This window comes from Paenibacillus sp. Y5S-9 (assembly GCF_036894235.1).
Taxonomy (GTDB): Bacteria; Bacillota; Bacilli; order Paenibacillales; family Paenibacillaceae; genus Paenibacillus.
In genome coordinates, this window is record NZ_CP145887.1 from 2,503,583 (window position 1) to 2,523,486 (window position 19,904).

The following is a 19,904-nucleotide window of genomic DNA, read 5'->3' on the forward strand; positions in this document are numbered from 1 at the left end:
GTAATGTCACTGGCAATACGTGTATAATGAGAATAAAGCAGGCAATGCTAAAGGGTTAGAAAGGACGGTTGAAAATGGCCAATACTCATACCTATTCTCGCCGTGAAGAAGTCGCCAATGCGGTGACACATGGAATCGGCGCTGCACTCAGTGTAGCTGCACTGGTGATATTGATTGTATTTTCAAGTATGAAAGGCACAGCTTGGCATGTGGTCAGTTTCACGATCTACGGGATCACCATGCTGCTGCTCTATACGAGTTCTACACTCGTGCATGCATGGAAAGATGGAAAAGTGAAAGATTTATTTGAGATTTTCGACCATTCTTCCATTTATTTGTTTATTGCGGGATCGTACACTCCGCTTTTGTTTATTGCTGTTCGGGGTACACTTGGATGGACCCTGTTCGGTATAATCTGGGCAGTCGCATTATTCGGCGTGATCTTTAAGGCGTTTTTCACGAAAAAGTTTTTATTCATGTCGACGATTTTCTATATTGCGATGGGCTGGCTCATCGTTATTGCCTGGCAACCGCTTATGGATGCCATTCCTACAGGTGGAATTGTGTTGCTGGTTGCTGGAGGCCTGATGTATACACTGGGTACGCTTTTTTATATGTGGCGTGGATTTCCTTACCACCATGCGATTTGGCATCTCTTTGTGCTAGCAGGCAGTATTCTTCATTTCTTTATGGTACTGCTGTACCTGACACCACTTCGCTAGAACACCGTAAACGAATGCATCTCCACGAACTGAGAAGCATTCGTTTTTCTTCTACATAGAGGTGGATCGTAGAGATACAGACAGGATTCGCTTGTAATGAAAAAGAGTATAAACCACCCGTTAAACATCGAAATAACATATCATCAGAGCTGTTTTTATTGTGACAAGTATTTTTGCTTGACAACCTGATTTGTTTTAGGTATTATTAGGAACGTTGCAAGAGTGTAAAGTGTTTTTCCTTGACGAAGGGAGTGCCCCGATGTGAGTCAAGAAAATCGGCTTGAGAAGACAAACCGGATTAACTTGCTGTTTGCTTTTTATGAATTGTTACTTACCGAGAAACAGCAGACTTTTCTAAAGTATTACTTTCATGACGATTTCTCACTTGGTGAAATTGCAGCCGAGTTTGAGATCAGCCGCCAGGCGGTATACGAGCATATCAAGCGTGCCGAACAAGTGCTGGAAAATTACGAAAGCAAGCTGGGCTTGCTGGAAAAGCATGAACGGCGTAATCGCAATCTTGAAGATTTGCAAAATGCATTGGAACGCGCAGGCGTCTCCATTGATAACAACAAACAAATACACGATATCGTTGCTCAGCTTAGTGAATGAAAAATTGGCTGAGCGGAACGTGTCGGTCTTGAAAACAGTATTAAAGCTTAAGGAGGTGGGATCATGGCATTTGAAGGATTAACGACCCGATTACAGAATGTGTTCAGCAAGCTGCGCGGCAAAGGCAAGGTGTCTGATGAAGATGTAGCCGAGGCTATGCGCGAGGTACGTCTGGCATTGCTCGAAGCGGATGTAAACTTCAAAGTGGTCAAGGAATTCATCGCCAAGGTGAAAGAGAAGGCTGTTGGCAAAGAAGTGATGGAGAGCTTCACGCCAGGAATGGTCATCATCGACATCGTTAACAAGGAACTAACGGATTTGATGGGTGGAAGCCAGGCCAAACTGGCTAAAGCAAACAAACCGCCTACGGTGCTGATGATGGTTGGTTTGCAGGGTGCTGGTAAAACAACCACATCGGGTAAACTGGCTAAAATGCTGCAAAAGCAAAACAGCAGACCATTGCTTGTTGCAGGAGATATTTATCGTCCGGCAGCGATCAAACAGTTGCAAGTACTTGGCGAGCAGATCAAAGCGCCGGTATTCACACTGGGAGATCAGACAAGCCCTGTTGAGATCGCACGTCAAGGTCTTCAACACGCCAAAGATAACGGTAATGACTATGTTATTATCGATACAGCTGGACGTCTGCATGTTGATGAAGAGCTGATGGAAGAACTTCGCCAGATTCACAGCGTAGTGAATCCGGATGAAGTACTGCTTGTCGTAGACAGTATGACAGGTCAGGATGCGGTTAACGTAGCAGAACACTTTAACCAGCAGCTTAATCTGACCGGTGTTGTCCTGACAAAGCTGGATGGCGATACTCGTGGTGGTGCTGCGCTTTCCGTCAAAGCAGTTACGGGTTGTCCAATCAAGTTTGCTTCCCTTGGAGAGAAACTTGACGCTTTGGAGCCGTTCCACCCGGAACGTATGGCTTCACGGATCCTCGGTATGGGTGATATGTTATCTCTGATTGAGAAAGCACAATTAAACATTGATACCGATAAAGCCAAGGAAATGGAACGGAAGATGCGTAATGCAGAATTCACGTTTGAAGATTTCCTGGAGCAGATGGATCAGGTGAAAAAGCTGGGACCAATCGATCAGATCATGGATATGATCCCCGGCATGGGCAAGATGAAACAAGCCAAGGACCTGAAGGTTGATGATAAACAGATGGGCCGGATCGAAGCGATCGTTTACTCAATGACGACCGAAGAGAAACGCAACCCGGACATGATCAACCATAGCCGTCGGAAGCGTATTGCTACCGGAAGCGGAACATCTCTGGCTGAAGTAAATCGTCTGATCAAGCAATTTGATGAGATGCGCCGCATGATGAAACAGTTCTCGGATATGATGGGACCTAAAGGCGGTAAAAACAAAGCGATGAAGCAGCTTAAAGGTATGGGCAAAGGAATGAAGTTTCCTTTCCGTTGATTTAAGCGAAGCTGGATCATATACAGATTTCATTGAAGGAGGTGAATTTTCAAATGGCAGTTCGTATTCGTCTGAAACGTATGGGTGCTCACAAAGCTCCTTTCTACCGCGTAGTGGTATCGGATTCCCGTTCCCCACGTGACGGTCGTTTTATCGAGGAGATCGGTTACTACAACCCGGTTGAACAACCGGCTGTTGTTAAGATCGATGAAGATAAAGCATTGGCATGGCTTCAAAACGGTGCACAAGCATCTGACACTGTCCGCAACTTGCTTAGCAAAGCGGGCGTGATGAAGAAGTTCCACGAGTCTAAATTATCTAAATAAAGTGCTGATTCGGAGGGTCATCTATGGAAGAATTAGTAAGCATAATTGCTAAGGCTTTAGTCGATCATCCGGAAGATGTGGCGGTTCGGACGGTTGAGAAAGACCGGCTTGTCGTTTATGAGTTAACCGTTCATCCTGACGATGTCGGGAAGGTAATTGGTAAACAGGGACGAATCGCGAAATCACTTCGTACGGTCGTCACATCAGCAGCAGTTAAGATGGATAAACGGGTTACCGTTGATATCATATCTTAAAGATATACGAAAGGGGGTTAGGATGCATGTCCTAGCCCCTTTTCGTGCATGCTGAAACTTAAATAATATGATTGAAATAGCTCGTCAAGTATGATTATTTGCGGAAGTAGTGAAGGGTACGGAATCGATTCTGAAGAAGCGTCAGCGCTCGCCTTTATCACCGGATTTTCACCTTTAAAAATAATTAAAAAAATTAGGGGATAACAGCGATCCGAAGAACGATCCGTAACCGGAACGGTCGCATGGAGATCATCAAATATGAGTACCATATGAATGGATTTTAGGAGGAAATATGGCAGAGTTTATGAATGTAGGTAAAATCGTTAATACGCATGGAATTCGCGGTGAGGTGAGAATCATGCCTTTAACCGATTTCCCAGAAGTGCGTTTCGCGAAAAATGCAGAGTTGTTTTTCTTTACACCAGATAATCATCCAGTCATGGTTAACGTGGAATCTTCACGTTTGCATAAAAATATGTATATTCTTCGTCTGAAAGAGTACGGCAATATTAATGAAGTAGAGAAGTTTAAAGGCGGCATGGCCAAAGTGTTAAAAGAGAACCTGGCTGAGCTGGACGAAGGTGAATACTACTTCCATCAAATCGTTGGGTGTTCGGTCATCACCGAAGAGGGTGAAACGCTTGGAACCATCTCTGAAATTTTGACGCCGGGTGCCAATGATGTGTGGGTTGTCAAAACGCCAGCTGGTAAAGAAGTGCTGATTCCCGTTATTGATGATGTAGTACTTGATGTGGACATCGAACAGAAGCAAGTGAAGATTCACCTGATGGAAGGGCTGCTATAACATGAAAGTGGATGTATTAACACTATTCCCGGAGATGTTTGACGGTGTATTCGGAGCAAGCATTTTGGGTAAAGCCCAAACAAAGGGGCTGGTGTCCCTCGGTGCAACCAACTTCCGTAATTATGCGACCAATAAACATAATACAGTAGATGATGCCCCTTACGGCGGAGGTGGGGGCATGGTGCTGAAACCAGATCCAATCTTTGCTGCTGTAGAAGATGTTCTGGAGCAACGCGGAGAAGCCTCGGCAACGATGAAAGCTCCACGTATCATTCTAATGTGTCCGCAAGGTGAGACGTTTACACAGAAAAAAGCAGAAGAACTTGTGCAGGAAGATCATCTGATTTTTATATGTGGACATTATGAAGGTTACGATGAGCGTATTCGCGAATTTCTCGTGACGGATGAACTATCCATTGGTGATTACGTACTCACGGGTGGGGAGTTACCTGCTATGGTTGCGATCGACAGCATCGTACGTCTTATACCCGGAGTGCTTGGCAATGAGACAAGTGCGGTGACGGATTCATTCAGTACTGGACTCCTCGAATATCCACACTACACACGTCCACCCGAGTTTAGGGGCATGAAAGTACCGGATATGCTGTTGTCGGGACATCACCTTAACATTGAGGCATGGCGCAGAGAACAGTCGTTGCTTCGTACGCTGGAGCGCAGACCGGAGATGTTGGAAACGGCCGATTTGACGGATAAAGAGCGAGTTTGGCTGAAAAAGATGCGCTCAAACCGTGAAAATAGCACAGAGTAAGTATTTGTATCGTATAAACACGTAAATATTATTTTCCAGAGTTCGAAAGGGCCAACCTTGATACTAAAGGTTGGCTTTTTTTGTGTACATTGAAAAGAGAACTGGATTTTAATTAGTCTATTCTATAAAATACAAGTATAATTAATGAAACTAAGTTTCATTAAGTGAAACGAAAGGCGGTGTGAGAATGACTTACAACATTATTGGTCTTGATCATATTCAGCTCGCAGCACCAGAAGGTTGTGAAGCGGAGGCACGTCATTTTTTCAATAACGTGTTAGGCTGGACGGAGATTCCCAAACCTGAAATTCTGAGAAAACGGGGTGGTGTATGGTTCGAGTGTGGCAGACACCAAGTGCATATTGGGGTACAAAAAGATTTTATTCCCGCTACAAAAGCTCATCCGGCATTTCATGTACAACATTTGGATCAGTTACGTGATCATCTCATTCATAACCAAATTCATATTGTCGATGACGAAGCAAGAGCAGATGAAGGTGTGCGACGATTCTATATAAATGATCCTTTTGGCAATCGTCTTGAGTTTTTAGAGTGGGTTTAAATCATTCCTTTAAATTGGTTATTGTTGACCGAGGTACTTTTTTGCAGCTTTGAACATTTTTGCATGAGCACATAATAGGGTTGTAAAAATCAGGGGTTTTCTTTATGTTGAACTCAGCTGTAATGGAATGTTAACGATACGCTGAGGAGGAAGATGATGAGCAATCAGCCTTATGAAATCGCCAGAGTAGATATTAGCGAAGGCGGAGAACGCTGCAAAATGCTTTTGGGAGATCTTAATGGGGATGGCAGACTTGAAATGTTGCTGGTACAGGCAGATGGGGGTATAGACGATCGGTATGTCCCGCATCAGGTATGTTGTTTGACTGCGTTTGATCTGGAAGGAACATTACTATGGCAGGTCGGAACTCCTGATCCTGATGCAGGTGGTCCGGGTTCAGACTATCCCGCTCAGATCGCAGATTGGGATGGAGATGGAAATAATGAAGTATTGTGTGTCATTAACAAACAATTTCTCGTGTTGGATGGCCGGACCGGAGAGATCAAAGAAACACGTGATCTGCCAGGTGATGAAGCACATGACTGCATTATTCTCGCCAACCTGACTGGCAACCAGCAGAAAATGGACATTATACTGAAAGACCGCTATAAGACGTTATGGGCACTTGACCATGATTTTAATTTGTTGTGGAAGCATGAGGGAAACCCAGGACATTTTCCATGGGTATATGATATCGATGGAGATGGGAAAGATGAAGTGATGGCGGGGTATGACATGCTGGATCATGATGGGACGTTATTATGGTCTTGTCATAATCTCGAGGATCATGCTGACTGTATATGGTTTGGAGACGTTGACGGTGATGGGGAAGTTGAGGTTGTTATCGGTGGCAGTGTGACGGTCATGATGGACCGCTACGGTAATGAGAAGTGGCGTTATGAAGATTCGATTGAATCACAACATATTGCACTGGGCCATTTTTGTTCTGGAATGAAAGGTTTACAGATTGCAGGTCTGGACCGGATTGTCCGAGGGGATGAGAATGGTAAGGATGGAATGTTCATGCTCGATAGTACAGGGCAAGAAATTTGGAAAGAAAATCGCACGACTCGTGGCTGGTTAACCATTATAGAGCCTGTATGTAACTGGGATGAGGGTGGACTCGATTATATTTTGGCGTATCGCCGAGGTGGAGATGTATTGCCTTCTTTGGTAGATGGAGACATGAAAACGGTTACTGAATTCCCGAAAGAGGGATATGCGGTGCATGCAGACCTGGTTCAGACGGGGAAAGAACAGATCATCATCTATGACGCAGAGGAAGCAGTGATTTATTCCAGCTCTCCGATGACATTATCACTTACCGATGCAAAAAGAGCCAAGCCACAGCCCAAAAGGCTGTATAGCTCGACTCTGTATCCGGGCGGTGAAGTTAAAGTGTAGATTTTACTGGTCATTCTCCGATGCAAATGATTCGTTCTGCGGACTGGATTCGGGTTGAAGCAAGGTCGCCAAATCAGTACCTGTGGTGACCGTCAAGCGAGGCAGCTTCATGGGATGATCTCCTGGATGCACAAATCCAGACTTTACGGTAAAGGCCATGCGATATCCATGTTGTTGTAACTTGTAGATCATCTGTGTACTAGTATAACCAAAAGGATATGCCAGATAAGGTGTGTCTATTCCGGTTTGCTTCATACGCTGGATATCATCATCCAGAAGACTGGTGTCCAGACCGACAGGCACACTGTTACCACAGCGCATAAATCCCTTGTGATGCAGGTTATAGGTATGGCTGTTGAATTCAAATACGTCAGTTGCCGCCTGCATCTCTGGCTTGGAGATGAAACTGTTAATGGCGGGCTCAAATTCCGAAGGTTGCTCCTGAATTTTACTGCCTATGACAAACAGCGAGGCATGAAAATTATATTGCTGAAGCACAGGGTAAGCTAATGTATAATTGTTCTGGTATCCGTCATCAAAGGTAATTACAATGGACTTCTGTGGTAAGGATAACTTTCCATTAACATATTGTTCAAGCTGATCCAGTGTAATTGTTCGGTAGCCTTCATCATGCAGGTATTTCATATTTTGCTCAAAATCCTCCAGATTAATGATGGATTTATTATCTGTCTCATGATTATTCAATTTGGGCTCTATGTAATGATACATCAGCACAGGAACTTCTGTAGCAGTACCTTGTTCAATCTTGAAGTTAGAACGATCCAGCGCAGATTGGTTAGAGAAGTCAGTGTGTGACAGCTCGAATGCTTTACGTTTGACTATGTCCCAGGATGTGCAGGCTTTGTGTGACAGTGCATTCGTTGGATGAGTTACGGCATATGCATACAGTGTAATGGAGCATATGAGCATGGCGAGTAGGGCAAGTGTGATCTTTTTCCAATATTTCATGAGTCTTGGGGTTCTCCTTTTAAGGTGGTCATTAAGTTATATCATAGACGATATTTCTACACGGGAAGTTACAGTATTTTTTCCTGTATCAGCTTGACTTGCAGTTGAGAGCGTTGATTCACGGTCCAATGAGAGAATGTATTTTAGAATGAAGTCAACATGTGATGTATGAGTTTCAGAGCGGCAGATTGAACAATAGGCATTTGTTTAATTTCTCTTGTGTTTTGATATGCTGCGTGATACAATAAGTCTGTTATGTGGAATACGGCGGTCCTCTATGGATAATGAAGGAGACAAGGTGATCTCTGGAAGAAGTATGAACGCCTGTACGGAAGGAGGGAGTCATAGATGAATATCGTTCAAGCGATTACACAAGAACAACTTCGTAAGGATATTCCGAGTTTTCGTCCTGGTGACACTTTGAAAGTGCACGTTAAGGTAATCGAGGGAACTCGTGAGCGTATCCAATTGTTCGAAGGTGTTGTGATTAAACGCCGTGGTGGTGGAATCAGTGAGACTTTTACAGTTCGTAAAATTTCTTACGGTGTAGGTGTGGAAAGAGCTTTCCCGCTTCATTCCCCAAAAATCGATAGAATCGAAGTGGCTCGCCGTGGTAAAGTGCGTCGTGCGAAGCTTTATTATCTTCGTGAACTACGCGGTAAAGCAGCGAGAATTAAAGAAATTCGTTAATATAACGGATACCGGGAAGGGCTTGGAGACAAGCCCTTTTCGTTTTTGTCCGGGAAAAGTTGAACCGGAGGTACACTTCCGAGTAAAATGGTATGGCAACACATGCGGGGAATAGTCCGGGAGGCTTGTAAAATCAGTTATTGAAGTGCGTGTTCAAAAGACCGGTTTTTAGTACCGACTTTTTGAACAACCTCTTGAAGGCATTTGAATTGTGGATTAAATGTACTGTAATGCTTGGTGTAAGATTACATAACTGATGTGAATGTTTTGTATCCATCCATGGAGTTATTGGAACGATACAGAATGCTGGATGTGTGTACTGCTATAAACATGTACTGTGAAGAGAGGAAGATCTTGAATGGAACAAGAAGTTCAACATGACCGGGGCAATCCTGCCGAAGAGAAAAACAGTCGATCCAAAAAAGCCAAAAATGAAATTGTTGAATGGCTTAAAGCCATTGTTATCGCATTAGTTCTCGTCATTCTGATTCGGTGGTTGCTCTTCAAACCGTTTGTTGTGGACGGTCCGTCTATGCAGCCGAACTTTGAAACGGGTGAACGTGTGATCGTCAACGAGATCTTATATGATATCAGAGAACCGAAGCGCGGTGAAGTTATCGTCTTCCACGTACCATCCGAAGGTCGAGATTTCATTAAACGTGTTATTGCTGTTGAAGGTGATACAGTTGAGGTTCAGGACGATACCGTGATGGTTAACGGTAAAAAGGTTGATGAAACGTATATTCAAGGAGCCATTGATGCAGCTGAAGCAAATGGTGGAACCTATAACGTGAAGGATTTCCCGAATGAGCAGTTCCCTGATGGCAAAGTGCCGGCGGGTCATGTATTTGTTATGGGAGACAACCGTCCAAATAGTACAGACAGCCGTATGATCGGTTATGTTTCGTTAAAAGATATTATTGGTCGTGCAGATGTGATTTTCTGGCCGATCGGTGAGATTAAGTGGATCAACCACTGAAATTGAAGTAAATAATGAGGTGAAGACAAGGTGACGATACAATGGTTTCCAGGTCATATGACTCGAGCCAGACGCCAGATTCAGGATAAGTTAAAGCTCATCGACGTGGTCATCGAACTATTGGATGCCCGTCTGCCTGTCTCCAGTCGTAATCCGATGATTGACGAAATATTGCTGGATAAACCCCGGATGATTTTGTTGAACAAATCGGATTTGGCAGATGCCAAAGTGACGCAAGAATGGATTGAATATTTCAAAAAAGAAGGAATTACCGCTTTTCCTGTAGATGCTTCGACGGGAACCAATGTTAAAGATATTCCCGTGCAGGCCAAGCTTCTTCTTAAAGAAAAAATTGACCGTCAAATTGCTAAAGGGATTAATCCTCGTGCGGTTCGCGGGTTGATCGTAGGGATTCCCAATGTAGGTAAATCCACACTGATTAACCGACTGGCTGGACGGAGTATTGCGTTAACAGGAGATCGTCCTGGTGTGACGAAGGGGCAACAGTGGATCAAGGTAGGCAAAGAAATGGAGTTATTGGATACTCCGGGTATTCTGTGGCCTAAGTTCGAAGATCAAAATGTAGGTTATCGTCTTGCCGTAACAGGTGCAATCAAAGAGGAAATTCTGAATGCAGAGGATATTGCCTTTTTTGGAATCAGTTACCTGATGCGTTATTACTGGGATGCTTTGGAAGAGAGATACGGACTTCAGGAGTTCTCCAAGGATGCAGATGATTCAGACAGTGTTATTGCGATTATGGAACAAGTCGGCCGTGTCCGTGGATGTGTTGTAAGCGGTGGACGCATTGATCTGGAAAAGGCATCACGAGCATTTCTGCGTGAACTGCGCGCGGGTAAAATGGGACGTTTTTCTATGGAAGCTCCCTATTAAAAAATGGACTCTACACGATGAAGATCATTATCTTTATCTGTTCATTTCATATATACAAGTGCCGAAAGAAGCGGCCGTTACCGGATTACCCGGAGCGGTCGTTTTTTTGTATACAAACGCGGAAGTAGCGCTGGAACATATGTCGAAACGATAAAATGGAAGAGGATTGAAGAACAGTACGCTTTATGGAATTGGCTGGCCTATATATCAGGTGCGTCTAAATCGTGCTATGATGAATGGTGGTGCAATTTAGATTAGTCGAGGTCTGATATATTCAATTTAAACCATCAAATACCGATAAATGAAGACATCACTATCTTTATATTGTAAATCTCAAGGAAAAGTTTTGCTGAGAGTGACAGGTTGTACAGAACAAAAGACAGAGGATCTACGTCTATATTATAAAAAAGTTGTAAGTGATACGCATGCTGAAAAAGCGTGGGTAGAGGAGATGAGCGTTATGGTTGAAAATAATGAAGAGATCGGGTTGAATCTACTGGATACCCCGGTTGGACCGAAGAAGAAAAAAGAAGCCAGTGAACCTCGAGACCTGCTGATCTACGAGCGGGAGTATTGGGACAGTGGATTTGAACGTATTGCTGGTATTGATGAGGTAGGACGGGGATGCTTGTTTGGGGATGTTGTCGCAGCGGCGGTTATTTTACCGAAGGATCTCATTCTGGAAGGTGTGAATGACTCCAAGAAATTGACGGAGAAAAAACGTGATGCACTATATGACGTCATTATGGAAAAGGCGCTGGCGGTAGGTATCGGGTACGCGGATGCAGAGACGATTGATCGGCTTAATATCAAGCAGGCGGCGAGACTCGCGATGAAACGAGCTGTTGAAGCATTGGGAGAAACGCCTGATTATATGCTGGTGGATGCCGAGAAGGTGGATCTGAATGTACCTCAACTGTCCATTATTAAAGGTGACGCCAATAGTCAATCGATCGCAGCGGCATCGATTATTGCCAAGGTAACGCGAGATCGACTATGTAAGGAAGAATGGGATACGTTATATCCGGAATATGGTTTGTCGATACATAAAGGATATGCAACAAAAGTTCATCGGGAGCAAATTATGGCGTTGGGGGCAACCCCGATGCATCGGCGCAGTTTTCTGGGCAACCTGCTTGGAGAGCAGCAATCTTTGTTTTAACACAGGTTTGAAGGAAGGAGGGGGAGAGATTTGAATATCGGTTCCATGATTAAGGGGTTAATGGGAGATAGTAAGCCCGGCAATGCCAAACCGCTTGAATTAAAGGAAGGTCAGGTGGTTCGTGGCTCCGTCGTTAGTGTATCCGATGATGGAGGAGAAGCAGTTCTGCAGATTCAAGGTGTGCAGGTGCGCGCCAAGTTGGAGACTCCACTCCGTCCGGGTGAGACCACGTTGCTTCAAGTGCAACCTCCAGGTGAAAATGGCATTACGGTAATGAAACCTATGGCTGGAACACTTGCTGAGCTGCCACAAGCTTCGCTGAACAACCTGCTTAAGGATGTAGGACTGCCGGATACAAAAGGGAACCGGGAACTGTTACTTGCCATGCAGCGTAGCGGAGTGCCGCTCACGAAGGATAATGTGGCTATGGTCCAGAATATGATGACTGCCAAACCTGCACAGGTCCCTGTGGAAGAATGGGTGCAGGCGACAGGGATTGCTTTTCAACGTGGGCTTCCGGTTACGGCGGAAACAGTAAAAGGATTACACCAGACGGTGTTTGGCCCCCCTCTGCATCAGTTGTTAAGCGGGTTGGCTGATCAGTTGGAAACGATGCTGACACAAACAACAGGTAAACCGGTATTGCCTGGAGAACAATCTGCTACATTGAAACCAGCAGTCATGGCTGGTGTACCTGTAGTACCAAATGCATCACAGACGGAAGAAGGATTGGCTGCATCAGGCAATGGTCGTCAGGTGACTGTAACCGGAACACCTGCTTTGTCAACGCAACAAGGACAAGCGGCATTGGCAGGATCTATATCCATGACGGATGGTGGGGCAGAGGATGCAGGTACTGCGATGAAAGGAAACCAGCAGACCGTCGCAGGCGCAGGAAATGCTGAAGCTGGGGCCAAGGCAGTTGCCAGCAACGTTGAAACGGCTGGCAAAGGGGCTGCGGGTATTCCGTCTGGAACCGGAATACCTGGCGAGAGCCCGCGCGGGGCTGACGCGGGCCAAGCTGGGAGCCGCCCGGGTACACCAGGGGCGGCAGCTGAATCTGTGGCTGGCCGTGCAAGTGCAGGCCAGCCTGAAGCAGGCGCGGCCGGGCGGACTGACGGCCGCGCTGATACGCCTGCTGCTGCGGGGACTCCGTCCGCAGCAGGCCAGGCGGCGCCAGCAGCGCCTACGGCAGCGCAGCTGGCGCCCAAGCTGCTGGCGCTGCTGGACGCCCTGCGCAGCGCGTCCACTGCCGCACCGGCACAGCCTGGTGCGGCAGTACAGGCCGCCCCTGCATCGCAGGGCGGCCAGGCAACTGCGGCTGCCGGAGGCGTGCCACAGCCGTTGCCAGCCGGCGCTGATGCGCCGCCGGCTGGCGGTAGTGCCGCAGCACCTGCGGGAGCTGCGGCACTGCACGCGCCTGTCACCCACGAGGGGGACCCGTGGGTGGGGCGCGTGCTGAAGCTGCTCGGTGCGGAGCACGAGCAGCAGGCCGTTCACGGCGCGGCAGCGCAGCCGCGCGTGGGTGATGCGGCGAGTCCGGCGAATGCGGACACGCTGAAGGGCTTGCTGCTGCAGCTTGCCAGCAGCGAAGGTGCACCGGCGGGGCTTAAGGATGCCGCCGGACAAGCGGTGCAATATCTGACAGGTCAGCAGTTATTGCTGACGACAGATCGCAGTGCTACCTTTGCACAGATGCACTGGTTTATTCCGATCACTGGACCGGACGGGGAAGAAACGGCGTCTGTTCAGATTCAGTCACGTCGTGGACCACGTGGAGAGCTGGATGCGTCCAACTGCCGTCTATGGTTTGATCTGGACATGAAAAGTCTTGGGCCAACTCTGGTAGATGTACATGTGGTTAATAACATTGTCAGTCTGCGTGTATTAAATGATCGGGAAGGGATGGGGCCGCTTCTGGAGAGCGGACGAGAGGTAATCCATCAGGCATTGGACAAGTTGGGCTATCAACTGCTGACCTTCAAGGCGGAACCGTGGCCTGCGGGCCAGGAGCCGGGCGCGGAACGAAAAACGAGGGCCTCGGACTATAGTCCTGAACGATACAAAGGGGTGGACTTGAAGGTATGAAAGACGAGTCGTCACAACCGGACCTGCTCTCCAAAAAGGCGGTTGCCCTAAAATATGTTCCTGGAGAGAGCGAAGCACCTGTTGTTGTAGCCAAGGGGCGCGGCAAAGTGGCAGAAGCCATTTTGGATAAAGCCAGAGAAAACGGTGTGGCTGTTCAGGAGGATGCAGCACTTGTGGAGGTGCTCTCCAAGTTGGATCTGGATGAACAGATTCCGGCAGAACTGTATCAATTGGTTGCAGAGGTTCTAACCTACGTCTACCGTGCAGATCGACTGGCTTCAGGACGTGAGGAAGACGAGTCATGGTAGAACATAGATCAGGCAAGGAGCCGGGACTGAAGCTTACACGACAGCAGAAGGGTCGATTAGGTGAAGAGGCTGCCTGTCAATGGTTGCGAGAGAACGATTATCGGATCATTAGACAGAACTGGCGTTGCCGTAGCGGTGAGATTGACATCATTGCTTCCTACGAGGGCCTGATTGTCTTTGTAGAAGTAAGGAGCAGAAGTGGAGCCACTCAGTACGGTACACCTCAGGAATCGGTGGATATGCGTAAAATGCAGCAGGTGCGCTCAACCGCATCCGTGTATTTGCAAATGAAGGGAGAGACGGAACTTCAGATCCGTTTTGATGTAATTGCCGTAATGCTTGATCAAGCAGGAGAGACTGTCTCTGTGAATCATATTGTTAATGCTTTTTAAGAATTACACTAAAAAGTTATTGCTGTATTTATTGATACTAAATGTATCTTTTTAATGTGGGTTGGTCAGTTATTTCGAAGTACAAGTTTAATTATGTCTTATCTTTTCATTTGTTTTTGTTTTGAAATTAGTTAATATAATAAAGTCGTAGTTCCTCTTCATACAGGAGCTGCGGCTTTTTTTGTTTTAACTATGAAGTCACCAAACAGAGGATAGAGCATTGATAATAAAATCAGTGTATTTCATAAATTTATAGATACAAAATGTATCATTTGTAATAAACTAAGAAAGTTGAAATTTAAAGAGAGGTTGGTGGGATGTATGAAAGAGCTTCAGAATACTTCGAACAACACAGTAAAACAAGTATGGGAGTGCCCTCGGATGGAAGTGCTGGATATCAGCGAGACCATGAACGGTGGACAGGGGATTTGGCAATATGTTTGGGACGGAGAATTCTGGAAGCTTGAACTTATGGTCAGTTAATTTAAGAGGTTAAAGAGGAATGTTTGATCAATAAAATAAATGGTGAGGTGTAGTGAGAAGATGCAGACAAGTATCAAATGGATAATTCGACTAAGTACACTATCTTTATGTTTCATTTTGTTTGGAATCATGTATTCCGGAGTTTCTTATGCAGCCGATCCATCTAGCCAGGCAACTGTATCAGGTAAAGTTATTGATCGTCAGGGATTACCTGTCAAGGACGCTACTGTCAAGTATTGGCTTAATTATCGTGGGGATACGTCAGAGAAAAGCGTGAAGACGGATGGGAATGGGCGGTATAGTATTATAGAGTCCGTTGAAGACAATACGGACATTACTTTTGTAGTTGAAGCAGAGGGTTATGTGACGTACAGACACTATGGCTCCTACGGATTGTCCGGTGGAGAACAAATACAGCTAGATTTTCGTATTTATGAACCTTCCACAATTGTGGGAACAGTCAAAGATCAGGCAGGCAGACCTGTTCCAGATGCTCGTATAAAAGTAACAAGTGTCTTTGATCGTATAGTGAAAACTGATCAGCATGGTCGATATGTGGTTACAGGAATTGATTACGCCTATAATCCGAACACTGCAATATGGGTAGATGCCGATGATTATATGTTATATGAACAGGATCGCTTGAGTGTTCGGGAGGGAGGAACCTTGAGAGTGGATGTTGTTTTGGCAGAGGCGGCACACGTGCGGGGAAAAGTTGTAGATGAGTCGGGCAATCCAGTAAGTGGGGCTAAAGTTAATGCTGGAGGTTCGGCAACAACAGATGCTCAAGGCAACTATTTAATAAAGCGCGTACCAACAGGGGCTAAAACGATAACGGGAGAAGCAGCAGGATATTTAAAAACGAGCCTGAGCGTTACTCTTGTAAAAGGAGATCATAATACGTATAATATCGTACTTAAGAAAGATGCAGATATTACACCTCCAGTAACCAAGTACAGATTAGTTCCTATTACAGATACTGTGAACGGGAAAATATACATCAAAGGATTTACATTCAGACTTCAGGCAACAGATGAAGTCAAAGGTTCGGGCGTAAAAACAACGCAATATCGAATCAATGGGGCAGAATGGAAAAACTATGAAGGACCCGTCAAGTTTTATGCCCCTGATGTCAAGGTGGTAGAGTACTATAGTACAGATGTTGCAGGTAACCAGGAGAAGTACAACAAAATGGATTTTGTTAATGGCACATTTGAAGGGAATGGCACGTTTGAAGGGGCGAGTTACGACGATTGATTACTCGTTGATATGATATGTGAATAAATAACATGAGAATAAAAGACGGTTCTGACTTTATGATCCCTCGTGGTGAATCAAGATTCAGAGTCGTCTTTTCTGTTGTAATGACCCTAACGGTACTGACCGTTGCCTCCCCTTTGAATCTCGTGATCAGATGGGTGTATAATCAAGAAGGTAAACTGGTATTTTATTATGTCATAAAGAAATTATATTGAATGTACAAGGCCGCGAATCACTATTGCGGTTGCAAATGATTTTATAAACAGGAGGTACGGCCGATGAGTAAAGCTACGAAAACAACAAATGAAGTCAGAAATGCGATTCAAAACCGTCGTACGGTGAAAAAGTTTAAAAAAGAAGCTGTTCCTACACAGCAAATCATAGAATTGCTGGACACTGCAGTCTGGGCTCCTAACCATAAACTGCGTGAACCTTGGAGATTTTTGTTGTTTACCGGGAATGGACGGAAGAAACTGGCTGAGGCTATTGACGCAGAAATGGGAGAAGACAACAAATTCTCAGCCAATATTATGCAAGTTCCATCCGTCATGCTTGTCGTGCTGGAAGAAGATCCAAGACAGAATATCTGGGACGAAGACTTCGCTGCGGTCAGTGCATTGGTTCAGAACTTTATGCTTGCAGCCTGGAGTGAAGACATTGGAACGTTCTGGGTGACCAAGCCATTTTTGTACGCTCCCAAATTCCGCAAACCGCTGGGAATAGAGGCGGGAGAGAAGATTGTAGGTATGATTTATATGGGATATCCTGATGTTATTCCTTCTGCCAAAGAACGCACACCAGCCAAGGACAAACTCACTCTTTTTGAATAATAAATTATTGTAGTCCTTAGCTATATAAGATCCCCTTACGTTTACAGGGAAATCTACGTACAAGTACCTTTCTTCACAGAAGAGAAGGGCTTGTACGTTTTTTGTCATGTTGGCGTATCCGCATTGTAGAATCTGCATAAGAAATCCTTCTCGATCTTTCTCTGCTGTCTACATCTGCTGTCTACAGTTTCATGCCCATTTCACTGCCTTTGGGTAAATAGGCCTGTTCTTTCCTCCATACGCTTCTTAAAATAGCTTCAAAATAAATTAAGATCCAACTGACGATACTGGATGGCTTCAGCCACATGAGCTGTCACAATTTCACCTTCATGGTCCAGATCGGCAATAGTCTGTGTCATTTTGATAATTCGATCATGTGCACGCATGCTCAGGTTTAACGTTTGCAGCGTTTGCTCTAACAGTTGCTCTGCCTCTTGGGGGAGATGGATCGTTCGTCGCAAAAGCGTGCCCGAAAGCTGGCTATTCCAACGAACCGAACTTTTGGCATAACGTGTAGCCTGAATTTGATGAGCGTGGATCACTTTTGCCTGCATTTCTTCAGAGGAAGGGGAAGCAGCAGACTTGCGCCACTCGCCTGGTGGAGGAACCTCAACCTGAAGATCAATGCGGTCCAGCAGTGGTCCTGAAATTTTGGCTCGGTACGCGGCAACGCGGGCTGGACTACATATGCAGCGTTGCTCCTCCGAATGAGCGGACAAATATCCGCAGGGACAGGGATTCATGGAACATGCAAGCATGAACTGGGCCGGAAAGGTGAATGCAGCGCGAGCCCGACTAATTGTCACTGTGCGATCCTCTAACGGCTGCCTTAATACCTCCAGCACTTGGCGCTGGAATTCAGGTAATTCATCCAGAAACAATATGCCCCGGTGGGCAAGACTCACTTCACCCGGTTTTGGGATACCGCCGCCTCCAATCAGACCAGAGGTGGATATTGTATGGTGAGGCGAGCGAAAAGGTCTGTCTGCAATCAGGCCTTGAGGCGCTTCTTTCAACTTGCCTGCGGCACTTAATACTTTGGTAACTTCCAACGCTTCATCTTCTGACAAAGGTGGAAGGATGGTAGGCAAACGTTTGATTAACATCGTTTTGCCCGTGCCTGGCGGTCCAACGAGCAGTATATTATGCATGCCGGCTGCAGCAATCATAAGCGCGCGTTTTACATGGTGCTGCCCCAGAACATCACTATAGTCATCTGCCAGTAATGAAGACTGTCTCGTCTTTTTATCCATTATCTTCTGTGGCCTATCTGTTATAGGAGCAGCGAGGTGAGCATAATTTTTCAACACGACTGGTCCTGCATTTGAATTATTTAGTATTCCCACTGAACTAGCGGGTTGATCTGGATTTTTCGGAGCAATATCCTGTAAATGACGTATGCCAAACACCTGGATACCTCGAATCAGTGACGCTTCCTCCACGTTATCCAAAGGCAGGAGCACGGACGTAAAGCCTTGTCGTTTGGCCAGATCCACCATGGATAAAATGCCGGGCACGGACCTGATCGAACCGTCCAAGGCCAGTTCGCCAACCACTAATGTCCGTTCCTCGGGAGGAAGTACGAGCTGGCCGCTTGTCATAAGTAAACTAATAGCAATAGCTAGGTCAAAGGAAGATCCTTCTTTGCGCAGATCAGCGGGGGCCAGATTGATTGTGATCCGCTGTAACGGATACTGATATCCGCAGTTTTTGATCGCTGCACGAACACGTTCAACGGCCTCTCGAATGGCTGAGTCTGGTAACCCGATGATGGACGTCTGTGGCAGACCATTGGATAGATCGGTTTCCACCTCGATCAGAACGCCATCGATTCCGTACAAACACGCACTGTGTAATTTTCCGTACATGACAAAGAAACACCTCACTCGATTCTTGACTCCGCATAATACGGGCCAGTCTACGAATTAAGGTGCTTCCTCAGCTTCTACTAAGCATTTTATATAAAAGGAATCATGGAGTCAACCTGTCATTATCATTGCTGTAGTCATCTTTCCTGATCCCTGAATTTTATTTCTGGAAGGAAATCATTAAATAGCTTTGGCGAAAATGGTTACGTATAAATTTTCATTATGATTATTAAATTTGACCCGAGAAAGCGTGAATCTGTTCGCGTGACTTATCTATTATTGTTGTTAAATCATGGGGATGTACTGCTGATTATCTATCTGTGATTGTATTTTACACAATCTAATTTATCATAATTAAATTGAATAGTAAAATCATTTGTGCTCAATTATTCTGTTTTTTTGCTAATTTGTGATAAGATAGATTTATAGTTCCTTTTTATAAGGAATAGAATGCACAATAGGCAGGTGAGAAAGATATATGCAGACTGACAGTTTGAAGCTGGATAACCAATTATGCTTTGCCATATATGCTTGTTCACGTGAGATTACGAAGATGTACCAGCCTTATCTGGAGGTGCTCGGCGTAACGTATTCACAGTATCTGGTTCTGATGGTATTGTGGGAACGTGAAGAATGTACGGTTAAGGAGATCGGGGAGGCACTCTATCTCGATTCGGGAACGTTGACACCACTTCTCAAACGGTTGCAGTCAGCAGGACTTATTAATCGCGAACGGTCTGCTCAGGATGAACGAAAAGTATTAATTACATTAACCGACTCCGGCCGTGAGCTGCGGAACAAGGCATTGTCCATACCTGAATCCATTCAGGGAGATGCGTGTCTGAACAGTACAGAGTTTGAAGCTTTACTGGGTCAGTTCAAAGGGTTGCTGGAGAAAGTTCACCAAACCAACACTAACGCAGCCAAAAAATAAAATGTAGTTTTACATCAAGGAAACCTTAGCTTTTAGCTGAGGTTTTTTCCATTTATACCCAAGCATTCACAATATGGGATCATACTCATATCAAAATACTGTCTATTAACCATTAATTTTTTAAGGAAAGCGTTTTAAAAACGTGTTACAATG

At 45.4% G+C, this 19,904-nt stretch carries 22 protein-coding genes; 20 read left to right on the forward strand and 2 right to left on the reverse strand.

From position 1 onward, the window contains the following. Positions 1-74: 74 nt before the first annotated feature. The 9 genes from V6669_RS11150 to V6669_RS11190 all read left to right on the forward strand — a co-directional run bounded on the left by V6669_RS11150 (position 75) and on the right by V6669_RS11190 (position 6,894). Positions 75-722: a hemolysin III family protein gene (locus V6669_RS11150; protein ID WP_338593793.1), complete on the forward strand. Its 648-nt coding sequence runs from the start codon at positions 75-77 to the stop codon at positions 720-722. A 261-nt stretch (positions 723-983) separates the two neighbouring features. Further along, positions 984-1,334, forward strand: coding sequence for a YlxM family DNA-binding protein (gene ylxM / locus V6669_RS11155; protein ID WP_017689221.1), 351 nt, complete (start codon positions 984-986; stop codon positions 1,332-1,334). A gap of 63 nt (positions 1,335-1,397) precedes the next feature. Beyond that, positions 1,398-2,774 carry a signal recognition particle protein gene (gene ffh, locus V6669_RS11160; RefSeq protein ID WP_062833767.1) on the forward strand — a complete coding sequence of 459 codons (1,377 nt, stop codon included), beginning with the start codon at positions 1,398-1,400 and terminating at the stop codon, positions 2,772-2,774. 53 nt (positions 2,775-2,827) lie between these two features. Beyond that, the gene (gene rpsP / locus V6669_RS11165) at positions 2,828-3,100 is read left to right on the forward strand and encodes a 30S ribosomal protein S16 (RefSeq protein ID WP_017689219.1); all 273 of its coding nucleotides are present in this window, start codon (positions 2,828-2,830) and stop codon (positions 3,098-3,100) included. 23 nt (positions 3,101-3,123) lie between these two features. Continuing rightward, complete coding sequence (locus tag V6669_RS11170) at positions 3,124-3,354, forward strand: KH domain-containing protein (RefSeq protein WP_024630185.1); 231 nt, start codon at positions 3,124-3,126, stop codon at positions 3,352-3,354. A 292-nt stretch (positions 3,355-3,646) separates the two neighbouring features. Further along, positions 3,647-4,159, forward strand: a complete 513-nt coding sequence (gene rimM / locus V6669_RS11175) for a ribosome maturation factor RimM (RefSeq protein WP_091031941.1) — start codon at positions 3,647-3,649, stop codon at positions 4,157-4,159. 1 nt (position 4,160) lies between these two features. Then, positions 4,161-4,928, forward strand: coding sequence for a tRNA (guanosine(37)-N1)-methyltransferase TrmD (gene trmD, locus V6669_RS11180; RefSeq protein ID WP_289391992.1), 768 nt, complete (start codon positions 4,161-4,163; stop codon positions 4,926-4,928). A 187-nt stretch (positions 4,929-5,115) separates the two neighbouring features. Continuing rightward, on the forward strand, positions 5,116-5,490 hold the full coding sequence (locus tag V6669_RS11185) for a VOC family protein (RefSeq protein ID WP_289391993.1): 375 nt from the start codon (positions 5,116-5,118) through the stop codon (positions 5,488-5,490). A gap of 156 nt (positions 5,491-5,646) precedes the next feature. Next, positions 5,647-6,894 carry a hypothetical protein gene (locus V6669_RS11190; protein ID WP_338594904.1) on the forward strand — a complete coding sequence of 416 codons (1,248 nt, stop codon included), beginning with the start codon at positions 5,647-5,649 and terminating at the stop codon, positions 6,892-6,894. Between the two features lie 3 nt (positions 6,895-6,897). On the opposite strand, the gene V6669_RS11195 is transcribed toward V6669_RS11190, so the two are convergent. After that, positions 6,898-7,863, reverse strand: coding sequence for a polysaccharide deacetylase family protein (locus tag V6669_RS11195; protein ID WP_338593796.1), 966 nt, complete (start codon positions 7,861-7,863; stop codon positions 6,898-6,900). 348 nt (positions 7,864-8,211) lie between these two features. Here V6669_RS11195 and rplS point away from each other — a divergent pair, with 348 nt between their 5' ends. The 10 genes from rplS (at position 8,212) to V6669_RS11245 (ending at position 16,949) form a co-directional block, all read left to right on the forward strand. Next, positions 8,212-8,553: a 50S ribosomal protein L19 gene (gene rplS / locus V6669_RS11200; protein ID WP_024630190.1), complete on the forward strand. Its 342-nt coding sequence runs from the start codon at positions 8,212-8,214 to the stop codon at positions 8,551-8,553. Positions 8,554-8,911: 358 nt separating this feature from the next. Next, positions 8,912-9,532 (forward strand): signal peptidase I, encoded by a 621-nt coding sequence (lepB, locus tag V6669_RS11205; protein WP_017689211.1) that lies wholly within the window; start codon positions 8,912-8,914, stop codon positions 9,530-9,532. Positions 9,533-9,562: 30 nt separating this feature from the next. After that, positions 9,563-10,426, forward strand: coding sequence for a ribosome biogenesis GTPase YlqF (gene ylqF, locus V6669_RS11210; RefSeq protein WP_062833774.1), 864 nt, complete (start codon positions 9,563-9,565; stop codon positions 10,424-10,426). 460 nt (positions 10,427-10,886) lie between these two features. After that, on the forward strand, positions 10,887-11,588 hold the full coding sequence (locus tag V6669_RS11215; RefSeq protein WP_289391997.1) for a ribonuclease HII: 702 nt from the start codon (positions 10,887-10,889) through the stop codon (positions 11,586-11,588). Between the two features lie 30 nt (positions 11,589-11,618). Beyond that, entirely contained in the window at positions 11,619-13,676 is a 2,058-nt protein-coding gene (locus V6669_RS11220; protein ID WP_338593797.1) for a DNA ligase, read from the forward strand. After that, positions 13,673-13,984 (forward strand): EscU/YscU/HrcU family type III secretion system export apparatus switch protein, encoded by a 312-nt coding sequence (locus V6669_RS11225; protein WP_289392000.1) that lies wholly within the window; start codon positions 13,673-13,675, stop codon positions 13,982-13,984. The genes V6669_RS11220 and V6669_RS11225 overlap by 4 nt, the downstream gene beginning before the upstream one ends. Next, the gene (locus V6669_RS11230) at positions 13,978-14,376 is read left to right on the forward strand and encodes a YraN family protein (RefSeq protein WP_289392001.1); all 399 of its coding nucleotides are present in this window, start codon (positions 13,978-13,980) and stop codon (positions 14,374-14,376) included. Before V6669_RS11225 ends, V6669_RS11230 begins: the two co-directional genes overlap by 7 nt. Before the next feature lie 321 nt (positions 14,377-14,697). Continuing rightward, the gene (locus V6669_RS11235) at positions 14,698-14,859 is read left to right on the forward strand and encodes a paeninodin family lasso peptide (RefSeq protein WP_139331839.1); all 162 of its coding nucleotides are present in this window, start codon (positions 14,698-14,700) and stop codon (positions 14,857-14,859) included. A 60-nt stretch (positions 14,860-14,919) separates the two neighbouring features. Then, complete coding sequence (locus V6669_RS11240; protein WP_338593798.1) at positions 14,920-16,116, forward strand: carboxypeptidase-like regulatory domain-containing protein; 1,197 nt, start codon at positions 14,920-14,922, stop codon at positions 16,114-16,116. Between the two features lie 281 nt (positions 16,117-16,397). After that, complete coding sequence (locus V6669_RS11245; protein ID WP_074094554.1) at positions 16,398-16,949, forward strand: nitroreductase; 552 nt, start codon at positions 16,398-16,400, stop codon at positions 16,947-16,949. A 257-nt stretch (positions 16,950-17,206) separates the two neighbouring features. On the opposite strand, the gene V6669_RS11250 is transcribed toward V6669_RS11245, so the two are convergent. Continuing rightward, positions 17,207-18,817 (reverse strand): YifB family Mg chelatase-like AAA ATPase, encoded by a 1,611-nt coding sequence (locus V6669_RS11250; protein WP_338593799.1) that lies wholly within the window; start codon positions 18,815-18,817, stop codon positions 17,207-17,209. Positions 18,818-19,295: 478 nt separating this feature from the next. On the opposite strand from V6669_RS11250, the gene V6669_RS11255 reads away from it, so the two are divergent. After that, positions 19,296-19,751: a MarR family transcriptional regulator gene (locus tag V6669_RS11255; protein WP_076208912.1), complete on the forward strand. Its 456-nt coding sequence runs from the start codon at positions 19,296-19,298 to the stop codon at positions 19,749-19,751. Positions 19,752-19,904: the final 153 nt, after the last annotated feature.